The organism is Bradyrhizobium sp. 14AA, from assembly GCF_054185205.1.
The window spans coordinates 13,742-33,818 of record NZ_JAVAYM010000039.1 but is presented as its reverse complement, the minus strand read 5'-3'; the positions used below and the strand labels follow the sequence as shown (position 1 = coordinate 33,818).

Sequence of the window (20,077 nt, the reverse complement as noted above, 5' to 3'; positions counted from 1 at the left end):
GCCAGAGGAAGAAAAGCACATCGCGCCGCCGGGTTCCATGAGGGAACCCGGCAGCGCGCCTGGTTTGCTCGATTATTTCGGCTCGAGCTTCAGCGCCGCCGAGTTGATGCAGTAGCGCAGGCCGGTCGGCCCGGGGCCATCGGGGAAGACATGGCCGAGATGGCCGCTGCATTTGGAGCACAGCACCTCGGTGCGGATCATGCCGTGGCTGACGTCTCTTTCCTCGTCGATATGGCTCTCGGCGGCAGGCGCGGTGAAGCTCGGCCAGCCGCAGCCGGAATCGAACTTGGCGTCGGATTCGAACAGCACGTTGCCGCAGCCGGCGCAGACATAGGTGCCGGCGCGGTGGTCGTGCTCGTACTCGCCCGTGAAGGGGCGCTCGGTCGCCTTCTCGCGCAGCACCGCGTATTGCATCGGCGACAATTCGTGCCGCCACTGCTCTTCGCTCTTGATGACTTTGCCGTCTGTTGTTTTTGCCTTGGTGTCGGGCATGGGTCTCCCGTTTGTTTCGGTGATCTCGCGATCAGTTGGTGGCCTTGCTGGCACTCACCAGCGTCGGCTTCTCAATGTAGTTATCCGCGAACAGCTTTTTCAGGTTCTCGACCTTGGGCAGGTCGTTATAGGCGATGTAGGGCTGGTTCGGGTGCAGCGTCAGATAGTCCTGGTGATAGGCCTCGGCCGGGTAGAACGCCTTCAGCGCGCCGATCTTGGTGACGATCGGCTTGCTGAACACCTTGGCGCCGTTGAGCTGGGCGATATAGGCCTCCGCCACCTTCTTCTGCTCGTCGGAGGTGGTGAAGATCTCTGATCGATATTGCGTGCCGGTGTCGGGGCCCTGGCGGTTGAGCTGGGTCGGGTCGTGCGCCACCGAGAAGTAGATCTGGAGGATCTTGCCGTAGGAGATCTTCTTCGGGTCGAATTTGATTTCGACCGACTCGGCGTGGCCGGTCCGGCCGCTCGAGACGGTCTGGTAGTCGGCGGTCGCCTTGGTGCCGCCGGCATAGCCGGAGACCGCGTTGACGACGCCCGCGGTGTGCTGGAACACGCCCTGCACGCCCCAGAAGCAGCCGCCGGCGATCACGGCGGTCTGGATGCCGCTTGCGGGCGCCGCATCCACGGCGGGGGCGGGGATCACGACCGCATCCTCCGCGGCCCGGGACGGCGCGGCAAAGGCCAACGAGAGCGCGGTGGTTGCGGCGAGCAGGGACAGGATGGCAGGTCGGCGCATGACGATCCTCTTTCGAAGGGTATGACAGTCTAGGGCGGCGAGGGCCGGGCGAACAGCCTGCCCGGCCGCGTTTTCGCGTCATCCGAGATACGGCCACGGTCGCCGATTGTTACGCCGGGACGGACACGAGGCCGTGAACACCGCCGGGGTGAGACAGCCGGCTTGGCGGGATGCGGAACTCCGCGCTAGATGAACCCGCACGATCGATGATCGACTCAGAAAAATGGTGGCTGGAGCTGGCCTGACAACATGCTGCGCGTCGTTTCCCTGACCCTCGCCGTCCTGCTCTCGGTTCTGGCCACCGGCACGCCGATCGCGGCAGCCGATCCGCAAGCCGGCGACGACCTCGCCATTTGCCGCGACCGTCAGGCGGAGACGCAGGCCCGCGCGACGGCCTGCGACAATCTGTTGAAGGCCGACAAGGTCACCGGCAAGGACAAGGGCGTTGCGCTCTCCGTGCGCGGCAACACGCTGATCAACAAGCGCGACTACGTCCACGCCATCGAAACCTTGTCCATGGCCGTCGACCTCGACTCCGACAATGTCGTCACGCTCAACCTGCGCGGCCTCGCCTATGAGCGGACGGGCCAGGATGATTTGGCGATGGCCGACTACAACCTCGCGCTCCAGAAGCGCCCGGCCTACGGCGTTCCCTACAACAACCGCGGCGTCATCCATCTGCGCCGGAATGCGCTGCAGAGCGCGCTCGACGATTTCAACCTGTCGATCAAATACGCGCCGAAATTCCTGCTCGGCTACACCAACCGCGCCCGGGTCCGCACGCTGCTCAGGGATTATGACGGCGCGATCGCCGATTTCGCCGAGGCCGAGAAGATCGAACCGACTGCGCCGCAGATCTCCGGCCACCGCTGCATCACCTGGGGCATGATGGGCAAGTACGATCAGGCCCTTGCCGACTGCAACGGCCTGATCGAGAAGCAGCCGAAAAACGTGTACGCGATCAACAATCGCGCCGACGTCAGCATGATGAAGGGCGATCTCGACGCGGCGATGAAGGACTACAACAATGCGATCCAGATCAACCCCAACAACGTCCGCGCCCATTCCGGTCGTGGCCAGATCTACGAGCGCAGGAAAGATCTCGCCCAGGCGCGCGCCGACTACCGCGCGGCGGCCTATTCGCTGACGAAGTTCGACGAGCTCGACGTCGCGCGCGCCCGCGCCATCGCGCAGGAGCGGCTCGCGGCGCTGACGCCGCAAACGCCGGGAGGCGTGCCCACCGGGCGCCGTGTCGCGCTCGTGATCGGCAACGGCGCCTACAAGAACGTGCACGCCCTGCCCAATCCAACGCGCGACTCGAAACTGATCGCAGGCGTGCTGCGCGACGTCGGCTTCCAGACCGTGATCTCCGTCAGCGATCTCACCCGCGACAAGTTCTTCGAAGCGCTGCAGAGTTTCGCCGCCGAAGCGGAGAAAGCCGACTGGGCCGTGGTCTATTACGCTGGCCACGGCTTCGAGATCGGTGGGGTGAACTATCTCGTTCCCGTCGATGCCAAGCTCGCCGCCGACAGGGACGCCGAGACCCAGGCGGTGGCGCTGGAGCAGGTGATCGCCGCCGTCGGTGCCGCGCGAAAAATGCGTCTGGTGGTGCTGGATGCCTGCCGTGACAATCCGTTCGCGCCCACCATGCAGCGGACGTTGTCGCTGAAGCTGGTCGACAAGGGCTTTTCCAACATCGAGCCCGGCGCCGGCTTCATGGTGGTCTATGCCGCCAAGCACGGCGAGACCGCGATGGACGGTGACGGCAACGCCAACAGCCCGTTCGCCACCGCGCTCGCCCGCGAGATCAAGGAGCCGAAGGTCGAGATCCGAAAGCTGTTCGACATCGTCCGCGACGACGTCTGGGCCGTGACCAAGCACGAGCAGCAGCCGTTTTCGTACGGCTCGCCGCCGGGACGCGAGGATTTTTATTTTGTGGCGGGGAAGTGAGGGTTCGTAGGGTGGGTTAGCCCTGCAGATGCGCAAAGCGCATCTGCTCGGCGTAACCCACCATGTTGGTATCCGCGGAGACAGAAGAGGTGGGTTACGCCTTCGGCTAACCCACCCTACGGCAGCGTCACACCACGATACTCAACCGCTTCGCCGCCCGCGTGATGCCCGTGTACAGCCACCTGGCGCGGCTATCCTGAAACGCAAAACTCTCGTCGAACAGCACGACGTCGTCCCATTGCGAGCCCTGCGATTTGTGCACGGTCAGCACGTAGCCGTAGTCGAACTCGTCATAGGGCTTGCGCTGTTCCCAGGCGATCTGCTCGACGCCGCCCTCGAAGCAGTCGGCACGCACCGAGACCTTCGTCACCTTGTGCCCAAAATCCTCGTCCGGCGACAGCCGCATGCTGAGGATGCGCGATTTCGAGCGCGAGGCGTTGCGCGACTTCACGCGCCACAGGCCGCCGTTGAACAGCGCCTTCTTGCGGTTGTTGCGCAGGCAGACCAGCTTGTCGCCGGCGACCGGAAACGGATCCTCGATGTTCTGGCGCTGCCGCACCCGCATATTGTACGCGCGTCGCGTGTTGTTGCGGCCGACCAGGACCTGGTCGGCACCCATGACGCGATCGGGATCGAGCTCCTTGCGCGACACCACCTCGCTCTCGCCGTAGCGGCCGATGTCGAGCTCGCGTCCCTCGCGGACGTCCATCGACATCCGCACGATGGGATCGTCCTGGGCCTGGCGGTGCACCTCGGTCAGCATCGCGTCCGGTTCGGTGTTGGTGAAGAAGCCGCCGCCCTGGATCGGCGGCAGCTGCGCGGGATCGCCGAGCACGAGCAGGGGGCAGTCGAACGACATCAGGTCGCGGCCCAATTCGGCGTCGACCATCGAGCATTCGTCGATCACGATCAGCTTGGCTTTCGAGGCCGGCGCGTCGTCCCACAGCTCGAAGCTCGGCTGCTCCTCGCCGGATTCGCGGGTGCGGTAGATCAGGGAGTGGATGGTGGAGGCCTCGTCGCAGCCCTTGTTGCGCATGACGAGGGCCGCCTTGCCGGTGAAGGCGGCGAATTTCACTTCGCCGTCGACGCCCTCGGCGATGTGCCGCGCCAGCGTGGTCTTGCCGGTGCCGGCAAAGCCGAACAGGCGGAAGATCGGCGGCGTGCCATTGCGGCCCGGCTTGGCCTTCAGCCAGTCGCCGACGGCCTTGAGAGCGGCATCCTGATGCGGTGTGAAACTGGCCATATCTGTCTTGAGGAAGGGCGAAACGAGGCGATTCGCCATCCCCCAAAACTAACCATTCGCCCCGCCGGTTCAAGCGCAGGGCCATCGCATTCCAAGGCCGTTTCCCCGCGGCCCATCCTTCGAGACGCCCGCCTTTGGCGGGCCCTCAGGATGAGGACGGAGTGCGGGGCGGCAGTTTTCACGGGAAAAGATGCCGCCCAGCCTCATCCTGGGGAGACCGCGCAAGCGGTCGTCTCGAAGGACGAGGCGCTTGTTCAGGCCCCGCCAGGAGCAGATCGTCCTACTGCCAGCCCGGGACGCCGCGCATGTCGGGCAGGTGGTGGGCGATGCCCTTGTGGCAGTCGATGCAGGTCTTTTCCTTGGTGAACAGGAAGCGCTGGTGCGCCACCGAGGCCCGCGGCGACTGCTTGGTGATGTCCATGGAATCGGCGCTGTGGCAGTTGCGGCATTCCAGGGAATCGTTGGCCTTGAACCGCGCCCATTCGTGCGCGGCGAGCTCGAGGCGATGATCCTGGAATTTCTCGCGGGTGTCGATCGTGCCGAAGATCTTGCCCCAGACTTCCTTGGAGGCCTGCATCTTGCGCGCGATCTTGTCGGTCCAGTTGTGCGGCACGTGGCAGTCCGGACAGGTCGCGCGCACGCCGGAACGGTTGCTGAAGTGGATGGTGGATTTCAACTCGGCGTAGACGTTGTCCTTCATCTCGTGGCAGCCGGTGCAGAACTTCTCGGTGTTGGTGATTTCCAGCGCGGTGTTGAAGCCGCCCCAGAAGATCACGCCCGCAACGAAACCGGCGAGGACCAGGGTGCCGAGGGCGAACACCGAGCTCGGCCGGGTCAGCACCCGCCAGAGCTCCAGCGCAAAGTCCCAGCTTCGTGCGATGAAGCCGCGTTTGGCTTTCAGCTCCGCATCGGGATCATCGGCGGTCGTCGTCATCGGCGGCCACCGGGGCTGGCGCGCGACAGCAGCGTGTCGATGTCGGTGAAGTCGTTGCTGACGGGCGGATTGGCGGTGTTCTGCGGCACGTGGCATTCGGTGCAGAAGAAGCGGCGCGGCGACATCGAGGCCAGGAACTGGCCGTCACGGTCCATGAAATGCGTGATCGAGAGCATCGGCGCCTGCGATTCCGCCGTGCGCGCCCGCGCGTGGCAGGACAGGCACTTGTTGCCGTTGAGATCGATCTGGTAGCCGTCGATATTGTGCGGGATCACCGGAGGCTGCTCCGGATAGTTCCGCGACTCCCTCTCGGAGGTGTTGCGGTTCGGCAGCATCGGCGGCGCCGGGCCCTCGTCATTGAGCGGGGTCGGGCCGCGCAGGCCCGACGTCACCGTCTGCGCGGTCAGGGAGCTCGCGCCCGCGGCGATCGCGAAGGCGAGCAGGGCGATTGCGGATCGTTTCATCATGACAGGTTCACCCGCTCGATGCGCACGGCGCATTTCTTGTAGTCGGTTTGCAGCGAGATCGGATCGGTGGCGTCCAGCGTCACCTTGTTGATCAGCTTGGATTCGTCGAACCACGGCACGAAGACGAGGCCGCGCGGCGGCCGGTCGCGGCCGCGGGTCTCGACCCGGGCGCGGATGAAGCCGCGGCGGGAGACCACCTTCACCTCGTCGCCGCGGCGCAGCTTCATGTCCTGCGCGTCATCGGGATGCATGAAGCAGACGGCTTCGGGGAACGCCTTGTAGAGCTCGGGCACGCGGCGCGTCATGGTGCCGGAGTGCCAGTGTTCCAGCACGCGGCCGGTCGAGAGCCAGTAGGGATATTCGTTGTCGGGCGATTCCGCCGGCGGCTCGTAGGGCAGCGCGAAGATGCGCGCCTTGCCGTCGGGATAGCCGTAGAACTGCACGTCCGTGCCCTGCTTGACGTAGGGGTCGCTGCCCTCGCGGAAACGCCATTTCGTTTCCTGGCCGTTGACGACGGGCCAGCGCAGTCCGCGCTCGCGGTGATAGGTGTCGAACGGCGCGAGGTCGTGGCCATGGCCGCGGCCGAACGAGGCATACTCTTCAAAGAGTCCCTTCTGGACGTAGAAGCCGAACGCCTTGGATTCTTCGTTGCCGTAGCCTGCCTCGATCTCCGTCGCCGGAAACTTGTCGACCTGGCCGTTCTTGTAGAGCACGTCGAACAGCGTCTTGCCGCGAACGTCCGGCTTCTTGGCGATCAGCTCCTCGGGCCAGACCTCCTCGATCTTGAAGCGCTTGGAGAACTCCATGAGCTGCCACAGATCGGACTTGGCCTCGCCGGGCGCGGTGACGAGCTGGTGCCAGAACTGCGTGCGCCGCTCGGCATTGCCGTAAGCGCCTTCCTTTTCCACCCACATCGCGGTCGGCAGGATCAGGTCGGCGGCAAGCGCGGTCACCGAGGGATAGGCGTCCGAGACCACGATGAAATTGTCGGGGTTGCGGAAGCCCGGATAGGTCTCTTCGTTGGCGTTGGGACCGGCCTGGAGGTTGTTGTTGACCTGCACCCAATAGGCGTTGATCAGGCCGTCCTTCAGCATCCGGCTTTGCAGCACGGCGTGCGCGCCGTTCTTGTCGGGAATGGTGCCTTCCGGCAGCAGCCAGAGGTGCTCGGCGTGGTCGCGATGCGCCTTGTTGGTCACGACCATGTCGGCCGGCAGGCGGTGCGAGAAGGTGCCGACCTCGCGCGCGGTGCCGCAGGCCGAGGGCTGGCCGGTGAGCGAGAACGGGCTGTTGCCGGGCGAGGAAATCTTTCCGGTCAGAAGATGGATGTTGTAGACGAGGTTGTTGCACCAGACGCCGCGGGTGTGCTGGTTGAAGCCCATGGTCCAGAACGAGACCACCTTGGTCTTGGGATCGGCATAGAGCTCGGCCAGCGCCTCCAGCCGGTTCAGCGGCACGCCGGACATCTCGGCCGCCTTTTCCAGCGTGTAGTCCGACACGAACTTGACGTACTCGTCATAGCTCATGTCGGTGGAGTCGTTGGCCTTGGCCGCGCCGGTCGCCTTCTTCTGCAGCGGGTGCTCCGGCCTCAAGCCGTAGCCGATATCGGTCTGCCCCCGCCTGAAAATCGTATGCGCGGCAACGAAGTCCTTGTTCACCCGGCCGGTCTTGATGATGTGGTTGGCGATGGCGTTGAGGATGTAGAGGTCGGTCTGCGGCTTGAACACCATGCCGATGTCGGCGAGGTCGAACGAGCGGTGCTCGAAGGTGGAGAGCACGGCGACGCGGACATGCGGCGCGGACAGCCGGCGGTCGGCGAGGCGCGTCCACAGGATGGGGTGCATCTCCGCCATGTTGGAGCCCCACAGCACGAAGGCATCGGTCGCCTCGATGTCGTCATAGCAGCCGGGCGGCTCGTCGATGCCGAAGGTGCGCATCATGCCGGCGACGGCCGAGGCCATGCAATGCCGCGCATTGGGATCGATGTTGTTGGTGCGGAAGCCGGCCTTGAACAGCTTCGAGGCGGCATAGCCTTCCCAGATCGTCCACTGGCCGGAGCCGAACATGGCGACGCCGTTCGGCCCGCGCTTCTTGAACGCTTCCTTCCACTTCGCCTCCATGATGTCGAAGGCTTCGGTCCAGGACACGGGCGTGAACTCGCCGTTCTTGTCGTATTTGCCGCCCGTCTTGCGCAGCATCGGCTGCGTCAGGCGGTCGTGGCCGTACATGATCTTGGAGAGGAAGTAGCCCTTGACGCAGTTGAGGCCGCGATTGACCTCGGCCTTGATGTCGCCATGGGTGGCGACGACGCGATTGTCCTTGGTCGCGACCATCACCGAGCAGCCGGTGCCGCAGAAGCGGCAGGCGGCCTTGTCCCATTTCATTTCGCTGTTGTCGCGCTCCGTGACGAGATTGGCGGCGAGCGCCGGAGCCGGCATGCCTGCTGCGGCAGCCGCAATCGCGGCGGCCTCGAGCTTCAGCATCTGGCGGCGGTCGAGCTTTGGCGATGTCATGATGGCTCTCCCGGCCCTTAGGCGGTTTCGATGGCGTGGAAGACGAGCGCTGCGGAATAGACGTTGGGCAGCGACTGGATGGTGTTGAGCAGGGTGCCGAGGCTGCCGGCATCCGGCGCCTCAGTGACGACGACGAGCTTGCCGCGCGCGTCGCGGCCATGGATCTCGCAGCCGGGCAGCGCGGCGATCTCGGCTTCGAGTTCGGCGAGGCGCTCGGGCCGTGCCTGCACGATGATGCTGGCGATCTCGCAGCCTGGCGGAGAGATGACGCGGTCGGCGCTGAGCACCCGGCCGGTGATCAATGCGCGGCGGTTGAGTGAAGCTTGGGCCATGATGCCTGTCTTTCGCTTGGAGGAGATCAATGCGGGGAGGGCGGCGGGCCGGGAGGACCGGCAAACATCTGGTAGATCCAGACGCCGAGCCCATAGGAGCCGACCGTTCCGACCGCGAGGACGGGCATCACGATCGCGGTCAGGAACAGGAAAGCGAAAATCTCCATGCGCTTACGGCGCACGCGCGAAGTCGTGTCGTCAGGGGCCGACATATTCGGTCTCTTCGGGATGGTATGGGAAGCGGGACGGCATCCGGGCCGTTGCCTTGCCGCCCTTTTGCTGCAATCGGGCCGCGGTGGCGTTGATCTGGATCAACCTGTCGACTTGCGCGGATGTCGCAGCGGCGGCGCCGAGGCGGGTATGCGTCGCCATGCCGGGCTCGGGATCATTCTCCCGCACGGCGGAATTGCTGCTCCGTAGACAGCTCCGCCTCACACCTTAAGATGAGCTTAACAACAATAAGCGGGAGAGCGACGCCATGAAGTTCGGCATCTTCTACGAGCTGCAACTGCCACGGCCCTGGGTGGCGGGCGACGAGCTCAAGCTCTACCAGAACGCGCTCTCGCAGATGGAACTCGCCGACCGGCTCGGCTACGACCACGCCTGGGTCGTCGAGCATCACTTCCTCGAGGAATATTCCCACTCGCCCTCGCCGGAATCGTTTCTGGCCGCCGCGAGCCAGCGCACGAAGAACATCCGGCTCGGCCACGGCATCCTCCAGCTCACCACCAACCATCCCGCGCGTGTTGCCGAGCGCGTCGCGGTGCTCGATCTGCTCTCCAACGGCCGCTGCGAATTCGGCATGGGCGAGAGCGCCTCGATCACCGAGCTCACGCCGTTCGGTCGCGACATGGAGACCAAGAAGGAAGTCTTCGAGGAGGCCGTGGCCGCGATCTTCCCGATGTTCAAGGACGCGGGCTCCGAGCACCACGGCAAATACTTCGACATCCCCCTGCGCAATGTGGTGCCGAAGCCGGTGCAGAAGCCGCACCCGCCGCTGTGGATGGCCTGCTCGCAGCTGCCGACCATCGAGCGCGCCGGCCGTCACGGCTTTGGTGCGCTCGGCTTCCAGTTCGTCAGCGCCGACGCCGCGCACGCCTGGGTGCACGCCTACTACAACGCCATGACCAAGCGGCTGCACAAATTGGCCGACTACGAGATCAATCCGAACATGGCGCTGGTGTCGTTCTTCATGTGCGCGAAGACGGATGAAGAGGCGCGTGCCCGCGCCGACGGCGCCACCTTCTTCCAGTTCGCGCTGCGCTTCTACGGCGCCTCGCAAAACCGCCAACGTCCCGCGCCTTACACCGTGAACATGTGGGACGAGTACAACAAGTGGAAGCGCGACAATCCCGAGGCACAGGAGGCCGCACTGCGCGGTGGCCTGATCGGCTCGCCCGAGACGATCCGAAAGAAACTGAAGCGCTTTCAGTCTTCGCATATCGACCAGGTCATCCTGCTCAACCAGGCGGGCAAGAACAGCCACGAGCACATCTGCGAATCGCTGGAATTGTTCGGCCGCGAGGTGATGCCGGAGTTCCAGAACGATCCGGCGCAGGAGACCTGGAAGCGGAACGTGATGAGCGGCGAGATCGAGCTGGAAGAGATCGACACCGTGGCTTTTACGGATCGCTACGGCAAGCTCGCGATCAATGTCGCCCCAGTGAAAGCGGCGGCGGAATAAGCTGCTCGTTAAGTCATGCTGCTGACGCAATCTCTGTCTTAGTCGTGACAACGTAAAACACTGCGTGGGAACCACTCTGTTCGCACATCGGTTCCATAGCCAAGGGGTTGGCGCGAACCCGCAAAAGTCCGGTGCAAGCTTCATGAACGCTTCCGCGTTCGCTTGCCTTGTTTGCGGTGTCGGGAACCGGGACGACGAAAATCACAGGAGTTATGATGACGTTCCGCTCGAGCGCCGCACTTTGCGGCGCCCTGGTTGCGCTTGCCGTGTCTGTTACCGTTGCTAGATGTGAAACAAGTGGGGTTCACTCAAACGCCGTTGTCGATGCCGCCTCCGGGGATGCGGTCGTTGGCGCTGCATCCACGTACAATCCGTTCAAGCCCGGCAAGGAGGAGGGCGGTCCGCGCACAGCCTCGGGCGAGCGTTATGATCCCTCTGCCTGGACGGCTGCCATCAAGACGACTCTGCGCCGGAAATTCGGCGGGGTCCAATTTGGCGCGAGGCCGACATATGCCCTCGTCGAGGCCGCAGGCAAGAAGGTCATCGTCAAGATCAATGACGTGGGACCACTCAGGCCCGGCCGCATCATCGACCTCAACGAGCGGACGATGCGCCATTTCGATCCGAGCATGGAGCGCGGCGTCATTCATGACGTGAGAGTTATCCCGCTTTCAGGGGACGATTGGACATTGGGGCCGGTGGGCTGAACATCCACATGGGTGAAGGACAGTCGCGTTGGCGACTTCCGTTGGTGGCTGGGAATCGAGCCACGCTGATCCCGTTGTGATGTCGACCGTCGTCAGTAGAGCGGACGCGTGCGGCGCTCGCTTCTGCGGACAAGGCGGCTCACGCGAGGGGCGGATTTTCTTCGAGACGCTCGATCAACAATTCAGTAAGGGCCTGTACCTTCCTTGAGGGATGTTGGCCCGGCGGGCGAACGACGTATGCACCTGCCGAAGGTGGTGGATGGCGTGTCATGACCGGAACAAGCGAGCCCGATGCCACGTATTCATGGATCACGCAATCGGGGAGCCAAGCGACGCCGAGCCCTGCTGCCGCGGCGACGGCGAGAGCTGTGCCGTTGTCGGCCTTAAAGCGGCCCCGCGGATGAACCGTGACGATTTCGTCTCCATCCATGAATTGCCAGGGTTCGGTGCCTTGCATTAGCGCTTCATGGGCGATGAGCTCGTCCAGCGTCTCCGGTGCACCGTGCGCCTTGATATAGTCCGGGCTCGCGACAAGTTTCCCGTAGACCGGCCCGACACGTCTCGCGATCAGGTTGGAGTCTTGAAGATAACCAACCCGAATGGCGCAATCGAATCCCTCGGCAATGATATCGACGAAGCGATCGCTATAGGCGGTGTGGATGTGAAGCTGCGGGTGACGTCGCGCCATTTCTGCGAGTATGGGAGCGAAGTGGGTCGGGCCGAAAGAAAGCGGCACAGCAATTCGCAGGCGGCCGCGAAGATAGCCTGCGGGCCCGATTATTTCCTTGGCCGCATCGATCTCGGCGCGGACTATGGCTGCATGGTTTCGAAAGGTGATCCCGGCTTCTGTGAGAGCGGCGCCACGGGTGGTTCTTGCAAGAAGCTGGACACCTAGCTCCGCTTCAAGCCGGAATAGCCGCCGGCTGACGATCGACTTCGAGACGCCGAGCCGGCGCGCGGCGGCCGAAACGCCCCCAGCGTCGGCAACTTCGACGAATGTAATCAAGTCTTCAATGTCCAACTCGGCGTTCCCCACTTTGCGACACAGCTTCGCAGAATAGGGCGCTATCGTATCACAAATGGGAATGACAAGTGTCTGGGCACGGCGCCGCAGCCGGCGCACGTCTCACCACAAGAGAGGATAAATTCATGAGCTTTCGTAATGGGCTTGCTTCGCTTCTTCGCCCTGAAGATTCGGTGCTCGTTCTGATCGACCACCAGCCTTACCAGCTTGCGAATCTGAACAGCCACGATCCGCACATAGTGGTCAACAATTCGACGGCGCTGGCGAAGGCCGCGAAGGCCTTCGGCGTTCCTACCATCCTGACGAGCGTGATCGCCGATCGCGGCGGTCTCATCTTCCCCCAGATCACGGATGTCTTCCCCGGTCAGAAGGTGATCGACCGGACGTTCATCAACACCTGGCAAGATCGAAAGGTGGTCGACGCGGTCAAGGCCACCGGCCGCAAGCAGCTCATCATCGCCGGCCTATGGACCGAGATTTGCGTTGCGATGCCGACGATCCAGGCGCTCGGCGAAGGTTGGGACGTGACCGTTGTTACCGATGCGTCCGGCGGCACTTCGATCGAGGCCCACGAGGTCGCCATCCAGCGCATGATCGCGGCCGGCGCGAACATGATGACCTGGCTGGCCGTGGCTTCGGAGTGGCAGCGCGACTGGGCCCGGACTGAGCATGCCGCCGAGCTTTCTGAGCTGCTTGTGCAGCATGCCGCCGGCAGCGGCATCGCCTTCTTGTGGGAGCAGCAACTGCTCAATACGCCCGTGCCGAGCGCCGCAGGCTGATCTAACCGGGAGTGACGAGAACCACGAGCGAGGCGCCGCGAGACCTGACCGCTCGTCGAGCCTCGTCATTCCCCCTCCCTATGAGGTCGTCCGTGCCTGGAACGCGGGGTCATCGATGACGTAAAAGTCAGCCCGCTTTCAGGGGACGATTGGACACCGGGGCCGATGGGCTGAACGTCCCACGGGAAAGAGGTCGTGCAGGTCTTGGAAAACAGGTCTTGGAAAACAGGTCTTGGAAAACAGGTCTTAACTGCCGCCGAGCTGGTCTTGATCGTACGACTGCAGGATCCGGACGAAATCAGCCATGCTGGATCGATCCCGGTTTTCGGCGATATCCGCAACCTGGGAATCGGACGCGAGCTGGCTCCCTTGCCAGAACCGCATGAGGAGATCGGCGATGTTTCTCATGGCGTACTCTCCGCGACCAACCGTGGCAGTAGGCACCAATTGAGCGGCAACGCGCCGCTAAAGCATGATCCGGACCCGAAGGGGCGCGTCAGCGCAAAGTGCGAAGCGGTTTTCCGGAAAGATCATGCGTCAACAACAACCTTGAGGTCGAGAAAGACCGGCGGGCGTTACGCCGCCGACCCTGCTCCGCAACTGCCGGCCCGCGAGACCGGTTCCGTTGCTTTTCACTCTGGATTTATTGGTAGCATCAGCATTCGGTTGGCGCCATTGCGCACGGGTATGAAGGGGGCATACCTAGGTAGGCCTGGTCTGGTGGATCTGACTCAGTCGACCAGGTATCGACGTCCGTTGATGCCCCTAGCCGACCCGCCTGGCGCTTCCGGGCGCCCTTGCATTCCCCCGAAGCGTGATTGCGGCCTGTGTCCGCAGACGCTGGCCTCTCGGCCTTCCGCGGAAATCAGCTTGCTGCTATCCTCTCGCAAAACAACGTCTTGCGGAGGAAAACTATGCGGTCTCAGGCGGTGCCTGCAAATCCGTCGGCGGGTGATGTCACGTCCGCGGTGCTCGCCATCGGCCGCTCCGATTTCCCGAATGTTCTGATCGACACGCTGCGCCGGCAGGCCGATGTGGGCCATTGCATGGTGTTCGCGCTGCGCCGGGCCGGCGCTGCGAGTTGTCTGCTCGATGCCGGCAATATCCCGATCGGCGGCGATCTCGGCGCGGCCTATGCCGGCCAGTTCCACGAATCCGATCCCAATCGCGATACGCTGTTCGAAGGCGAGGGCGATGGGCCGATCATGCTGCCGGCCTTCGCCCCGCGCATGTACGGCGCGCGCTACCGGAAAATCTTCTTCCAGGACTCCAACATCGTCGATAAATGCGCCGCCGCGATCTGGACCGGCGACACCTGCTTCTACGTCAACTTCTACCGCATCACGGCGCAGGGGCGTTTCAGCTCCGCGCAGCGCGAACGGCTTCAGGTCATCGGACCCGCGATCGCCGCAAGTATCGCGCGCCATTTTCAGGAGAAGGCAGCGCCCGACCTCGCGACGCTGTTCGCGACGCGCGCGCCACTCTCCGCGTTGACGCCGCGCGAGCAGGATGTCTGCCGCCGCATCCTCGCAGGCTTCAGCTCCGAAGCGATCTCGCAAGAACTCGGCATCAGCCTGCATTCGACGCTGACCTACCGCAAGCGCGCCTATGAGCGGCTCGGCATCTCCTCGCAGAACGAGCTGTTTGCGATCGTGCTGCGCCTGCTCACGCGCAGTCTGAATTGAGGCGCCGGCAACCATGCCGCGCTCAATGAGCGCCCGCTACACGGAAAGTCGCGACCGATAGGGCGCGGTGAGCAGCAGCATGAACAGCGCTCTTTCGGCTTGGTACTTTGCGGCGGGTCGACTGGATTCCCGGCCCTGCATCACGACCGCGCCCTGGACGGTGCAGACGCTCCAGGTCCATTTCCTTCGCCTGCGCTGTGCCAAGGTCACTTCGAAAATCGAAAACTCCGGTCTTGCCATCCCCGCCGCTTCTCGTCAGACATCCAACTTGGGCGGAGTTGAACCCGGAGGGCGACCTGGTGTCTTCACCCATTTGGGTGAAGGGGAGCTTGCCGGTCTGGCTTGATTAGGCTTGGCCTCAATCATTAAGTGGCAATTTGGGGATGGCCCCGAACAGCGCAGCTGCGCTCTTCTGGTTGCGCGTACCCGTCTTGGCCAGGACTGCCTTGATCTGCGTGCGGATTGTTTCGCGACTTAGCCCGTGGTGCGCCGCGATGTCGCCGGTCGTCTGTCCTTGCGCGATTCCGCGCGCAACGCGCGCCTCGCTGGGGGTGAGATCGAACAGGCCACGAATGAGCGCCAGGCTCGGTGCCTGGGAGGCGGTGACTGGCGTCGCAATGAGGAGGCCAACCGCCCCATCAAATAGATCGCGTGCTTCACCCGGCATCGAAACGAGATGAAGGACCACCCGATCGAGATCGCTGGTGCGACGCGCGGCGAACGAGCACACGGCTTTGTCCGGCGAATCGAGTTGAGTCAGGCCGGCGCGAAGCAGGGCGTCGGCCGCGCGGTCTTTTATGGCGATCCGGTCCTTCGGCAACCAATGCAGAACGTCCGTCATGGCTTCGATCAAGGCGTTCGCTGCCAAAACCCGTCCGGAGCGCGTGATCGCGAGGGCTGGCAAACCGACCAGCGACAATGCCTCGGTCGCCGCCCGCATCCGCGTGAGACGCCAGCGCGTTGACAGCAGGGCTGCCCGCGCGAGATGGGGACGAAACCGGTCGAGAAAATCGAGATCCTGCCGCGAAAAAGCGGGGCGGCCGGCCAATCTTTCCATATGGAAAACGATGATCTCACCGGAAGGGCTACGGACGGCCGTCGCGCAAGCGTGCTCGAAGCCCCACACCTTGTTCCATTCCACGCGATATGGATCGCGCTCCCATTCCTCCGGCGAAAACGCCTCCTGCTCGCCGACGAAGCCGGGGTGATCAAGCGCCAGGAGTCGCGGGGTCGTCTCCGTCCGGCTGGAGAGGTCGCTACGCAGGAACGCCGAGAATGCCTCGCGGATCGACGGCGACGTCACGACGCCATTCCAGACGCCGGCCCACTGATCGGAGTCCGAAGTAATCATGACCATGCCATGCGCACCTGCGGCATGAGCGATGTCTTCCAGGACGTCCGGCCAGAGCTCCGGGACAGTCGCGGCCTCATGGATGCGATCCACGATGTGCTCGAAATCGATGCCCGTCATTGTTCGCGATGAACCCATCAGATTCGACCGATCCTTCAGAGGCGCGGCGCGCATTTCCGTATGAGCCGTTGTGCTTCGCTCGTCCAAGGCCCTTGATAGCAACCCGTTTCAGTGGAACTCAATTGCTACTTTTTCCCGAGTGGGCCTGGGTGGACGCATGGCAGAAGTCATGGTCATATTTCAACTATTTGAGAGTCCTCGGGTTTATCCCGGCGGCGCGATCTCAGGTCTCGGGGGCATGGCTCGCCGGTCAGGAATGGTTTGCAGCCTGCCTGCCCCAATCGCGGGGGGACAGACGGCCGCCTTCCGAAGGCGCTTGCCTTGGTGTCGAGGAGACGACAAGGGAGCGAAGCTCGAGCGCTGCGCCGCGCATCGACATTGGATTCTGGGCCGACCCCTGTCCGATGCTCGCGAAAGATGCGCAAGCACCCCGCCGGCGTCTGCGCCTCGCGCGCAATGATCACCGACGTCGCGCTGCCGACAGCGTTCGAGCGTGCCGGGCGCATCGATTGAGAAGACACCGGATGAGCACACCCTCGAAGGTGAGCACCAAAATGCGGCTGACACAATCAAGCAGCACGGTAGAACAGTCCGGCCGCGTCTCAACAACTGCTGGTCCCAACCTGTTGGCTGACGGATGCCTCACCATTGTACCGGCTTGGACGACTTGAGTGGCGCGGCAATCTAAGCTCTGATCCATTCAATACGCCGATGAAGACAATCCAAGGATTTTCAGCTCGTGTAGCAATAGTTCTATTTGGAGGCGGCGATGAAGGACGACGGCGCGGTATCTGGAGGGAGTTCAAGACGCGAATTTCTTGGGCTAGCCGGCGCGGCAGCGGCGGCCTTTGGCGGTACGACGTTGGATTCCGCGCTGCAGGCAGCGCAGGCGGAGACGTCGCCTGAACCACCGCGCCAGCGGACGAGCCGCGGCAGACCCAACATTCTCTTCATCTTCACGGACCAGGAGCGCTACAGCACGAAATGGGCGCCTGGTCTGTCCTTGCCTGCTCATGAGCGCCTGCAGAAAACGGGCGTGACCTTTCACAATCACTATTGTCCGGCGGTGATGTGCACGTCTTCGCGTGCTGTGCTCTTGACCGGGCTTCAAACACCCGACAACCGGATGTTTGAAAATTGCGACGTGCCATGGGTCAGGAATCTGTCGACCAAGATACCGACCATCGGCCACATGTTGCGGAAGGCGGGCTACTACACGGCTTACAAGGGCAAATGGCACCTCAACCGCAAGTTCGACAGCGAGGATCCGGACCGGTTGTTCACCAAGGAAATGGACGAGTACGGCTTCTCGGATTATTTCTCTGTCGGAGACATCATTGGTCACACGCTCGGCGGATATCAGTTCGATCCGCTGATCGCCAGCAGTGCGATCACCTGGCTGCGCCGCAATGGACGTCCGCTGACCGATGACAGCAAGCCGTGGGCCCTGTTCGTCAGCCTCGTCAATCCACACGACGTCATGTATTTCAATACTGATCGTCCCGGGGAAAAAGTCCAGGACACCGGAGCCTTGATCAAGCACGCGGCGCGCGCGCCTGAACACCAGATGTTCAAGGCCACCTGGGACGTCTCACTGCCGAAGAACATCAAGGAGCCCATGGACGCAGCCGGGCGCCCGAAGGCTCACGGCGAATTTCTGAAGGTCTGGGACTACGTGCTCGGCCATATCCCGCCGGAGGAGGAGCGTTGGCGGCGCTTCCACGACTATTACGTCAATTGCGTGCGTTCTGTCGATTTGCAGGTCGATCGGGTCCTGCAGGAGCTGGATGCGCTCGGGCTGACCGACAATACCGTCATCTGCTTCACCTCCGACCACGGTGAGATGGCGGGAGCGCATGGATTGCACGGCAAAGGCCCGTTCGCCTACGAGGAGACGACTCATCTCCCGTTCTACATGGTGCATCCGGATGTCCGCGGAGGCCAGGAATGCCGCGCATTGACCGGACATATCGATGTCGTGCCGACGCTGCTGTCGATCGCCGGAATACCCGCGAGCAAATCGGGCGAGATCGCCGGACGCACCTTGCCCGGGAAGGACATGACGAGCCTGCTGACGAACCCTGGTGCGGCGGATGTTCATGCGTCACGCGAGGCGGCCCTGTTCACGTATAGTGGCCTTGGTGCCAACGACAGCACCTTGTGGCAGGTCGTTGCGGATGCGCGCGTTGCAGGCAAGAAGCCCGCGGTGGAGCTCCTCAAGCACGGGTTCAAGCCTGATCTGAAGAAGCGCGGCAGCCTGCGTTCCATGTTTGACGGCCGCTACAAGTTCACGCGCTATTTCGCTCCCGGAGAGCGCAATCGTCCCGCAAGCCTGGATGAGCTGTACAAGCACAACGACGTCGAACTGTTTGATCTGAATAACGATCCTGACGAGATGAAGAACCTGGCCGTGGACAGGGCCGGCAACGCTTCGCTGATCGCCGCGATGAGCGACAAGCTCGAACGAACGATCAAGGCGGAGATCGGCGTCGATGACGGACGCGAGATGCCGAAACTTCCCTTGATCGACTGGAGCATCGAACGCGTCGATTTGTGAATTTGAGTGACACATGATTTCACTCCTGAAGACATGTCCCGAGGCCGCCTGTCCCAATTGATGGGGACAGACGGCGGGCCCCGAAGGCGCTAGCCTTGGTATCGAGGAGAACAACAAGGGAGCGAAGCTTGAGCACCGCGCCGCGCATCGACATCGATCCTGCCGCGTTCTGGGCCGATCCCTATCCGATGCTTGCCAAAATGCGCAAGGAGGCGCCGATCGCTTTCGTGCCGCAGCTCGGCTCGACGTTGCTCAGCTGCCGCGACGACATCTCGATCTCAGAGAAGCAGATCGACGTGTTCTCCTCGCACCAGCCCGCAGGCCTGATGAACCGGCTGATGGGGCACAACATGATGCGCAAGGACGGCGAGGCGCATCAGGTCGAGCGGCGCGCGATGTTTCCGACGGTGTCGCCGAGAACGGTGAAGGCACATTGGACCGCGCAGTTCCAGGCCCATGCCGATCGCATCATCGACGCGATCGAGCCGGGGCGGATCGATTTCATGCGCGACTTCGCGCTGCCGTTCTCAGGCGAATGCCTGAAGTCGATCACCGGCCTCACCAATATCGGCTTTCAGGACATGGATGCGTGGTCGCAGGGCATGATCGAAGGCATCGCCAACTATGCCGGCGATCCCGCGATCGAGGCGCGCTGCCATGCTGCGACGTCGGGCATCGATGCCGCCATCGACGACATCCTGCCGGTCATGCGCAAAAACCCGGATCAGAGCATCCTCGGCGTGCTGCTCGCTTCCGGCATGGCCATGGAGAGCGTGCGCGCGAACGTCAAACTCGCGATCTCGGGCGGCCAGAACGAGCCGCGCAAGGCCATCGCCGGCACGGTGTGGGCGCTGCTGGCCCATCCCGAGCAGCTCTATCTCGTGCGCAAGGGTGAGGTGACCTGGCTCGAGGCGTTCGAGGAATATGCCCGCTGGATCTCGCCGATCGGCATGTCGCCGCGACGCATCGCCAAGCCGTGGAGCATCCGCGACGTTGCCTTCGAGACGGACGAGCGCGTGTTCCTGATGTTCGGCTCGGCCAATCGCGACGAGAAGCATTTTGAGCGCGCCGACGAATTCGATGTACGTCGCGATACGTCCAAGAGCGTCGCCTTCGGCGCCGGCCCGCACTTCTGCGCCGGTGCCTGGGCCTCGCGCGCGATGATCGCCGACGTCGCGCTGCCGACCGTGTTTGCGCGTGCCAAGCAGCTGGAGATCGCCGATGACGAGCCGGTGCGGATCGGCGGCTGGGCGTTCCGTGGGCTGCAGAATCTGCCGGTGAGGTGGCATTAGGCCGAGCAGGTGCCTGCGCGCGGGATCGAGGCACGCTTCGCGTCATACGTTCGGTGTCATCGCCCGCCTTGTGCGCAGTTGCGCACTGGGGCGGGCGATCCAGTACGCCGCGGCAGTTGTGTGAAGCGCTGGCGTCTCTGGAATGGAATACTGGATTCCCCGCCTTCGCGGGGAATGACAGCGGAGGTGGCGGAGACAGCTGCGCGCCTCAGCA

At 63.3% G+C, this 20,077-nt stretch carries 19 protein-coding genes; 7 read left to right on the top strand and 12 right to left on the bottom strand.

Features of this window, described 5'->3' with window-relative positions:
- Nucleotides 1-72: 72 nt before the first annotated feature.
- Together msrB and msrA are read right to left on the bottom strand one after the other, a co-directional pair.
- Nucleotides 73-492, bottom strand: coding sequence for a peptide-methionine (R)-S-oxide reductase MsrB (msrB, locus tag RAD15_RS40225; RefSeq protein WP_458184241.1), 420 nt, complete (start codon nucleotides 490-492; stop codon nucleotides 73-75).
- Nucleotides 493-523: 31 nt separating this feature from the next.
- The gene (gene msrA, locus RAD15_RS40220) at nucleotides 524-1,228 is read right to left on the bottom strand and encodes a peptide-methionine (S)-S-oxide reductase MsrA (RefSeq protein WP_458184240.1); all 705 of its coding nucleotides are present in this window, start codon (nucleotides 1,226-1,228) and stop codon (nucleotides 524-526) included.
- Between the two features lie 249 nt (nucleotides 1,229-1,477).
- Between msrA and RAD15_RS40215 the strand changes: the two genes are divergently transcribed.
- Nucleotides 1,478-3,178 carry a caspase family protein gene (locus RAD15_RS40215; protein ID WP_458184239.1) on the top strand — a complete coding sequence of 567 codons (1,701 nt, stop codon included), beginning with the start codon at nucleotides 1,478-1,480 and terminating at the stop codon, nucleotides 3,176-3,178.
- 127 nt (nucleotides 3,179-3,305) lie between these two features.
- On the opposite strand, the gene RAD15_RS40210 is transcribed toward RAD15_RS40215, so the two are convergent.
- The 7 genes from RAD15_RS40210 to RAD15_RS40180 all read right to left on the bottom strand — a co-directional run bounded on the left by RAD15_RS40210 (nucleotide 3,306) and on the right by RAD15_RS40180 (nucleotide 9,036).
- On the bottom strand, nucleotides 3,306-4,421 hold the full coding sequence (locus tag RAD15_RS40210) for an ATP-dependent DNA helicase (RefSeq protein WP_458184238.1): 1,116 nt from the start codon (nucleotides 4,419-4,421) through the stop codon (nucleotides 3,306-3,308).
- Nucleotides 4,422-4,701: 280 nt separating this feature from the next.
- Complete coding sequence (locus tag RAD15_RS40205) at nucleotides 4,702-5,355, bottom strand: NapC/NirT family cytochrome c (protein ID WP_458184237.1); 654 nt, start codon at nucleotides 5,353-5,355, stop codon at nucleotides 4,702-4,704.
- Entirely contained in the window at nucleotides 5,352-5,822 is a 471-nt protein-coding gene (locus RAD15_RS40200) for a nitrate reductase cytochrome c-type subunit (RefSeq protein WP_458184236.1), read from the bottom strand. Before RAD15_RS40200 ends, RAD15_RS40205 begins: the two co-directional genes overlap by 4 nt.
- Entirely contained in the window at nucleotides 5,819-8,332 is a 2,514-nt protein-coding gene (napA, locus tag RAD15_RS40195; protein ID WP_458184235.1) for a nitrate reductase catalytic subunit NapA, read from the bottom strand. Before napA ends, RAD15_RS40200 begins: the two co-directional genes overlap by 4 nt.
- A gap of 17 nt (nucleotides 8,333-8,349) precedes the next feature.
- Entirely contained in the window at nucleotides 8,350-8,664 is a 315-nt protein-coding gene (locus RAD15_RS40190) for a chaperone NapD (protein ID WP_458184234.1), read from the bottom strand.
- A 26-nt stretch (nucleotides 8,665-8,690) separates the two neighbouring features.
- Nucleotides 8,691-8,876: a periplasmic nitrate reductase, NapE protein gene (napE, locus tag RAD15_RS40185; RefSeq protein WP_018318384.1), complete on the bottom strand. Its 186-nt coding sequence runs from the start codon at nucleotides 8,874-8,876 to the stop codon at nucleotides 8,691-8,693.
- Complete coding sequence (locus RAD15_RS40180; protein WP_458184233.1) at nucleotides 8,863-9,036, bottom strand: hypothetical protein; 174 nt, start codon at nucleotides 9,034-9,036, stop codon at nucleotides 8,863-8,865. Before RAD15_RS40180 ends, napE begins: the two co-directional genes overlap by 14 nt.
- Before the next feature lie 106 nt (nucleotides 9,037-9,142).
- On the opposite strand from RAD15_RS40180, the gene RAD15_RS40175 reads away from it, so the two are divergent.
- Nucleotides 9,143-10,348, top strand: a complete 1,206-nt coding sequence (locus RAD15_RS40175) for an LLM class flavin-dependent oxidoreductase (RefSeq protein WP_458184232.1) — start codon at nucleotides 9,143-9,145, stop codon at nucleotides 10,346-10,348.
- A 212-nt stretch (nucleotides 10,349-10,560) separates the two neighbouring features.
- Nucleotides 10,561-11,055, top strand: a complete 495-nt coding sequence (locus tag RAD15_RS40170; protein WP_458184231.1) for a septal ring lytic transglycosylase RlpA family protein — start codon at nucleotides 10,561-10,563, stop codon at nucleotides 11,053-11,055.
- Between the two features lie 139 nt (nucleotides 11,056-11,194).
- On the opposite strand, the gene RAD15_RS40165 is transcribed toward RAD15_RS40170, so the two are convergent.
- Nucleotides 11,195-12,076 carry a LysR family transcriptional regulator gene (locus RAD15_RS40165; RefSeq protein ID WP_458184230.1) on the bottom strand — a complete coding sequence of 294 codons (882 nt, stop codon included), beginning with the start codon at nucleotides 12,074-12,076 and terminating at the stop codon, nucleotides 11,195-11,197.
- 128 nt (nucleotides 12,077-12,204) lie between these two features.
- Here RAD15_RS40165 and RAD15_RS40160 point away from each other — a divergent pair, with 128 nt between their 5' ends.
- On the top strand, nucleotides 12,205-12,858 hold the full coding sequence (locus tag RAD15_RS40160) for a hydrolase (RefSeq protein ID WP_458184229.1): 654 nt from the start codon (nucleotides 12,205-12,207) through the stop codon (nucleotides 12,856-12,858).
- 246 nt (nucleotides 12,859-13,104) lie between these two features.
- Here the strand turns inward: RAD15_RS40160 and RAD15_RS40155 are convergent, their stop codons facing one another.
- A complete protein-coding gene (locus RAD15_RS40155) occupies nucleotides 13,105-13,266 on the bottom strand; it encodes a hypothetical protein (RefSeq protein ID WP_458184228.1) in 162 nt (53 codons plus the stop codon).
- A gap of 506 nt (nucleotides 13,267-13,772) precedes the next feature.
- Here RAD15_RS40155 and RAD15_RS40150 point away from each other — a divergent pair.
- Entirely contained in the window at nucleotides 13,773-14,543 is a 771-nt protein-coding gene (locus RAD15_RS40150; protein ID WP_458184227.1) for a helix-turn-helix transcriptional regulator, read from the top strand.
- Between the two features lie 358 nt (nucleotides 14,544-14,901).
- Here the strand turns inward: RAD15_RS40150 and RAD15_RS40145 are convergent, their stop codons facing one another.
- A complete protein-coding gene (locus RAD15_RS40145) occupies nucleotides 14,902-16,014 on the bottom strand; it encodes a helix-turn-helix transcriptional regulator (RefSeq protein ID WP_458184226.1) in 1,113 nt (370 codons plus the stop codon).
- A 769-nt stretch (nucleotides 16,015-16,783) separates the two neighbouring features.
- Between RAD15_RS40145 and RAD15_RS40140 the strand changes: the two genes are divergently transcribed.
- Nucleotides 16,784-18,571 carry a sulfatase-like hydrolase/transferase gene (locus RAD15_RS40140; RefSeq protein WP_458184225.1) on the top strand — a complete coding sequence of 596 codons (1,788 nt, stop codon included), beginning with the start codon at nucleotides 16,784-16,786 and terminating at the stop codon, nucleotides 18,569-18,571.
- Between the two features lie 128 nt (nucleotides 18,572-18,699).
- Nucleotides 18,700-19,863, top strand: a complete 1,164-nt coding sequence (locus tag RAD15_RS40135; RefSeq protein WP_458184224.1) for a cytochrome P450 — start codon at nucleotides 18,700-18,702, stop codon at nucleotides 19,861-19,863.
- Nucleotides 19,864-20,077 lie beyond the last annotated feature (214 nt).

Excerpts from the sequence above, each read along its gene's own strand:
- RAD15_RS40215 (WP_458184239.1), top strand. The coding sequence starts at position 1,478 with ATGCTGCGCGTCGTTTCCCTGACCCTCGCCGTCCTGCTCTCGGTTCTG.
- msrA (WP_458184240.1), bottom strand. The coding sequence starts at position 1,228 with ATGCGCCGACCTGCCATCCTGTCCCTGCTCGCCGCAACCACCGCGCTC.
- RAD15_RS40150 (WP_458184227.1), top strand. The coding sequence starts at position 13,773 with ATGCGGTCTCAGGCGGTGCCTGCAAATCCGTCGGCGGGTGATGTCACG.
- RAD15_RS40145 (WP_458184226.1), bottom strand. The coding sequence starts at position 16,014 with ATGACGGGCATCGATTTCGAGCACATCGTGGATCGCATCCATGAGGCC.
- RAD15_RS40200 (WP_458184236.1), bottom strand. The coding sequence starts at position 5,822 with ATGATGAAACGATCCGCAATCGCCCTGCTCGCCTTCGCGATCGCCGCG.
- RAD15_RS40190 (WP_458184234.1), bottom strand. The coding sequence starts at position 8,664 with ATGGCCCAAGCTTCACTCAACCGCCGCGCATTGATCACCGGCCGGGTG.
- msrB (WP_458184241.1), bottom strand. The coding sequence starts at position 492 with ATGCCCGACACCAAGGCAAAAACAACAGACGGCAAAGTCATCAAGAGC.
- RAD15_RS40140 (WP_458184225.1), top strand. The coding sequence starts at position 16,784 with ATGAAGGACGACGGCGCGGTATCTGGAGGGAGTTCAAGACGCGAATTT.
- napE (WP_018318384.1), bottom strand. The coding sequence starts at position 8,876 with ATGTCGGCCCCTGACGACACGACTTCGCGCGTGCGCCGTAAGCGCATG.
- RAD15_RS40205 (WP_458184237.1), bottom strand. The coding sequence starts at position 5,355 with ATGACGACGACCGCCGATGATCCCGATGCGGAGCTGAAAGCCAAACGC.
- RAD15_RS40210 (WP_458184238.1), bottom strand. The coding sequence starts at position 4,421 with ATGGCCAGTTTCACACCGCATCAGGATGCCGCTCTCAAGGCCGTCGGC.
- RAD15_RS40180 (WP_458184233.1), bottom strand. The coding sequence starts at position 9,036 with ATGGCGACGCATACCCGCCTCGGCGCCGCCGCTGCGACATCCGCGCAA.
- RAD15_RS40155 (WP_458184228.1), bottom strand. The coding sequence starts at position 13,266 with ATGAGAAACATCGCCGATCTCCTCATGCGGTTCTGGCAAGGGAGCCAG.
- RAD15_RS40170 (WP_458184231.1), top strand. The coding sequence starts at position 10,561 with ATGATGACGTTCCGCTCGAGCGCCGCACTTTGCGGCGCCCTGGTTGCG.
- RAD15_RS40175 (WP_458184232.1), top strand. The coding sequence starts at position 9,143 with ATGAAGTTCGGCATCTTCTACGAGCTGCAACTGCCACGGCCCTGGGTG.
- napA (WP_458184235.1), bottom strand. The coding sequence starts at position 8,332 with ATGACATCGCCAAAGCTCGACCGCCGCCAGATGCTGAAGCTCGAGGCC.
- RAD15_RS40160 (WP_458184229.1), top strand. The coding sequence starts at position 12,205 with ATGAGCTTTCGTAATGGGCTTGCTTCGCTTCTTCGCCCTGAAGATTCG.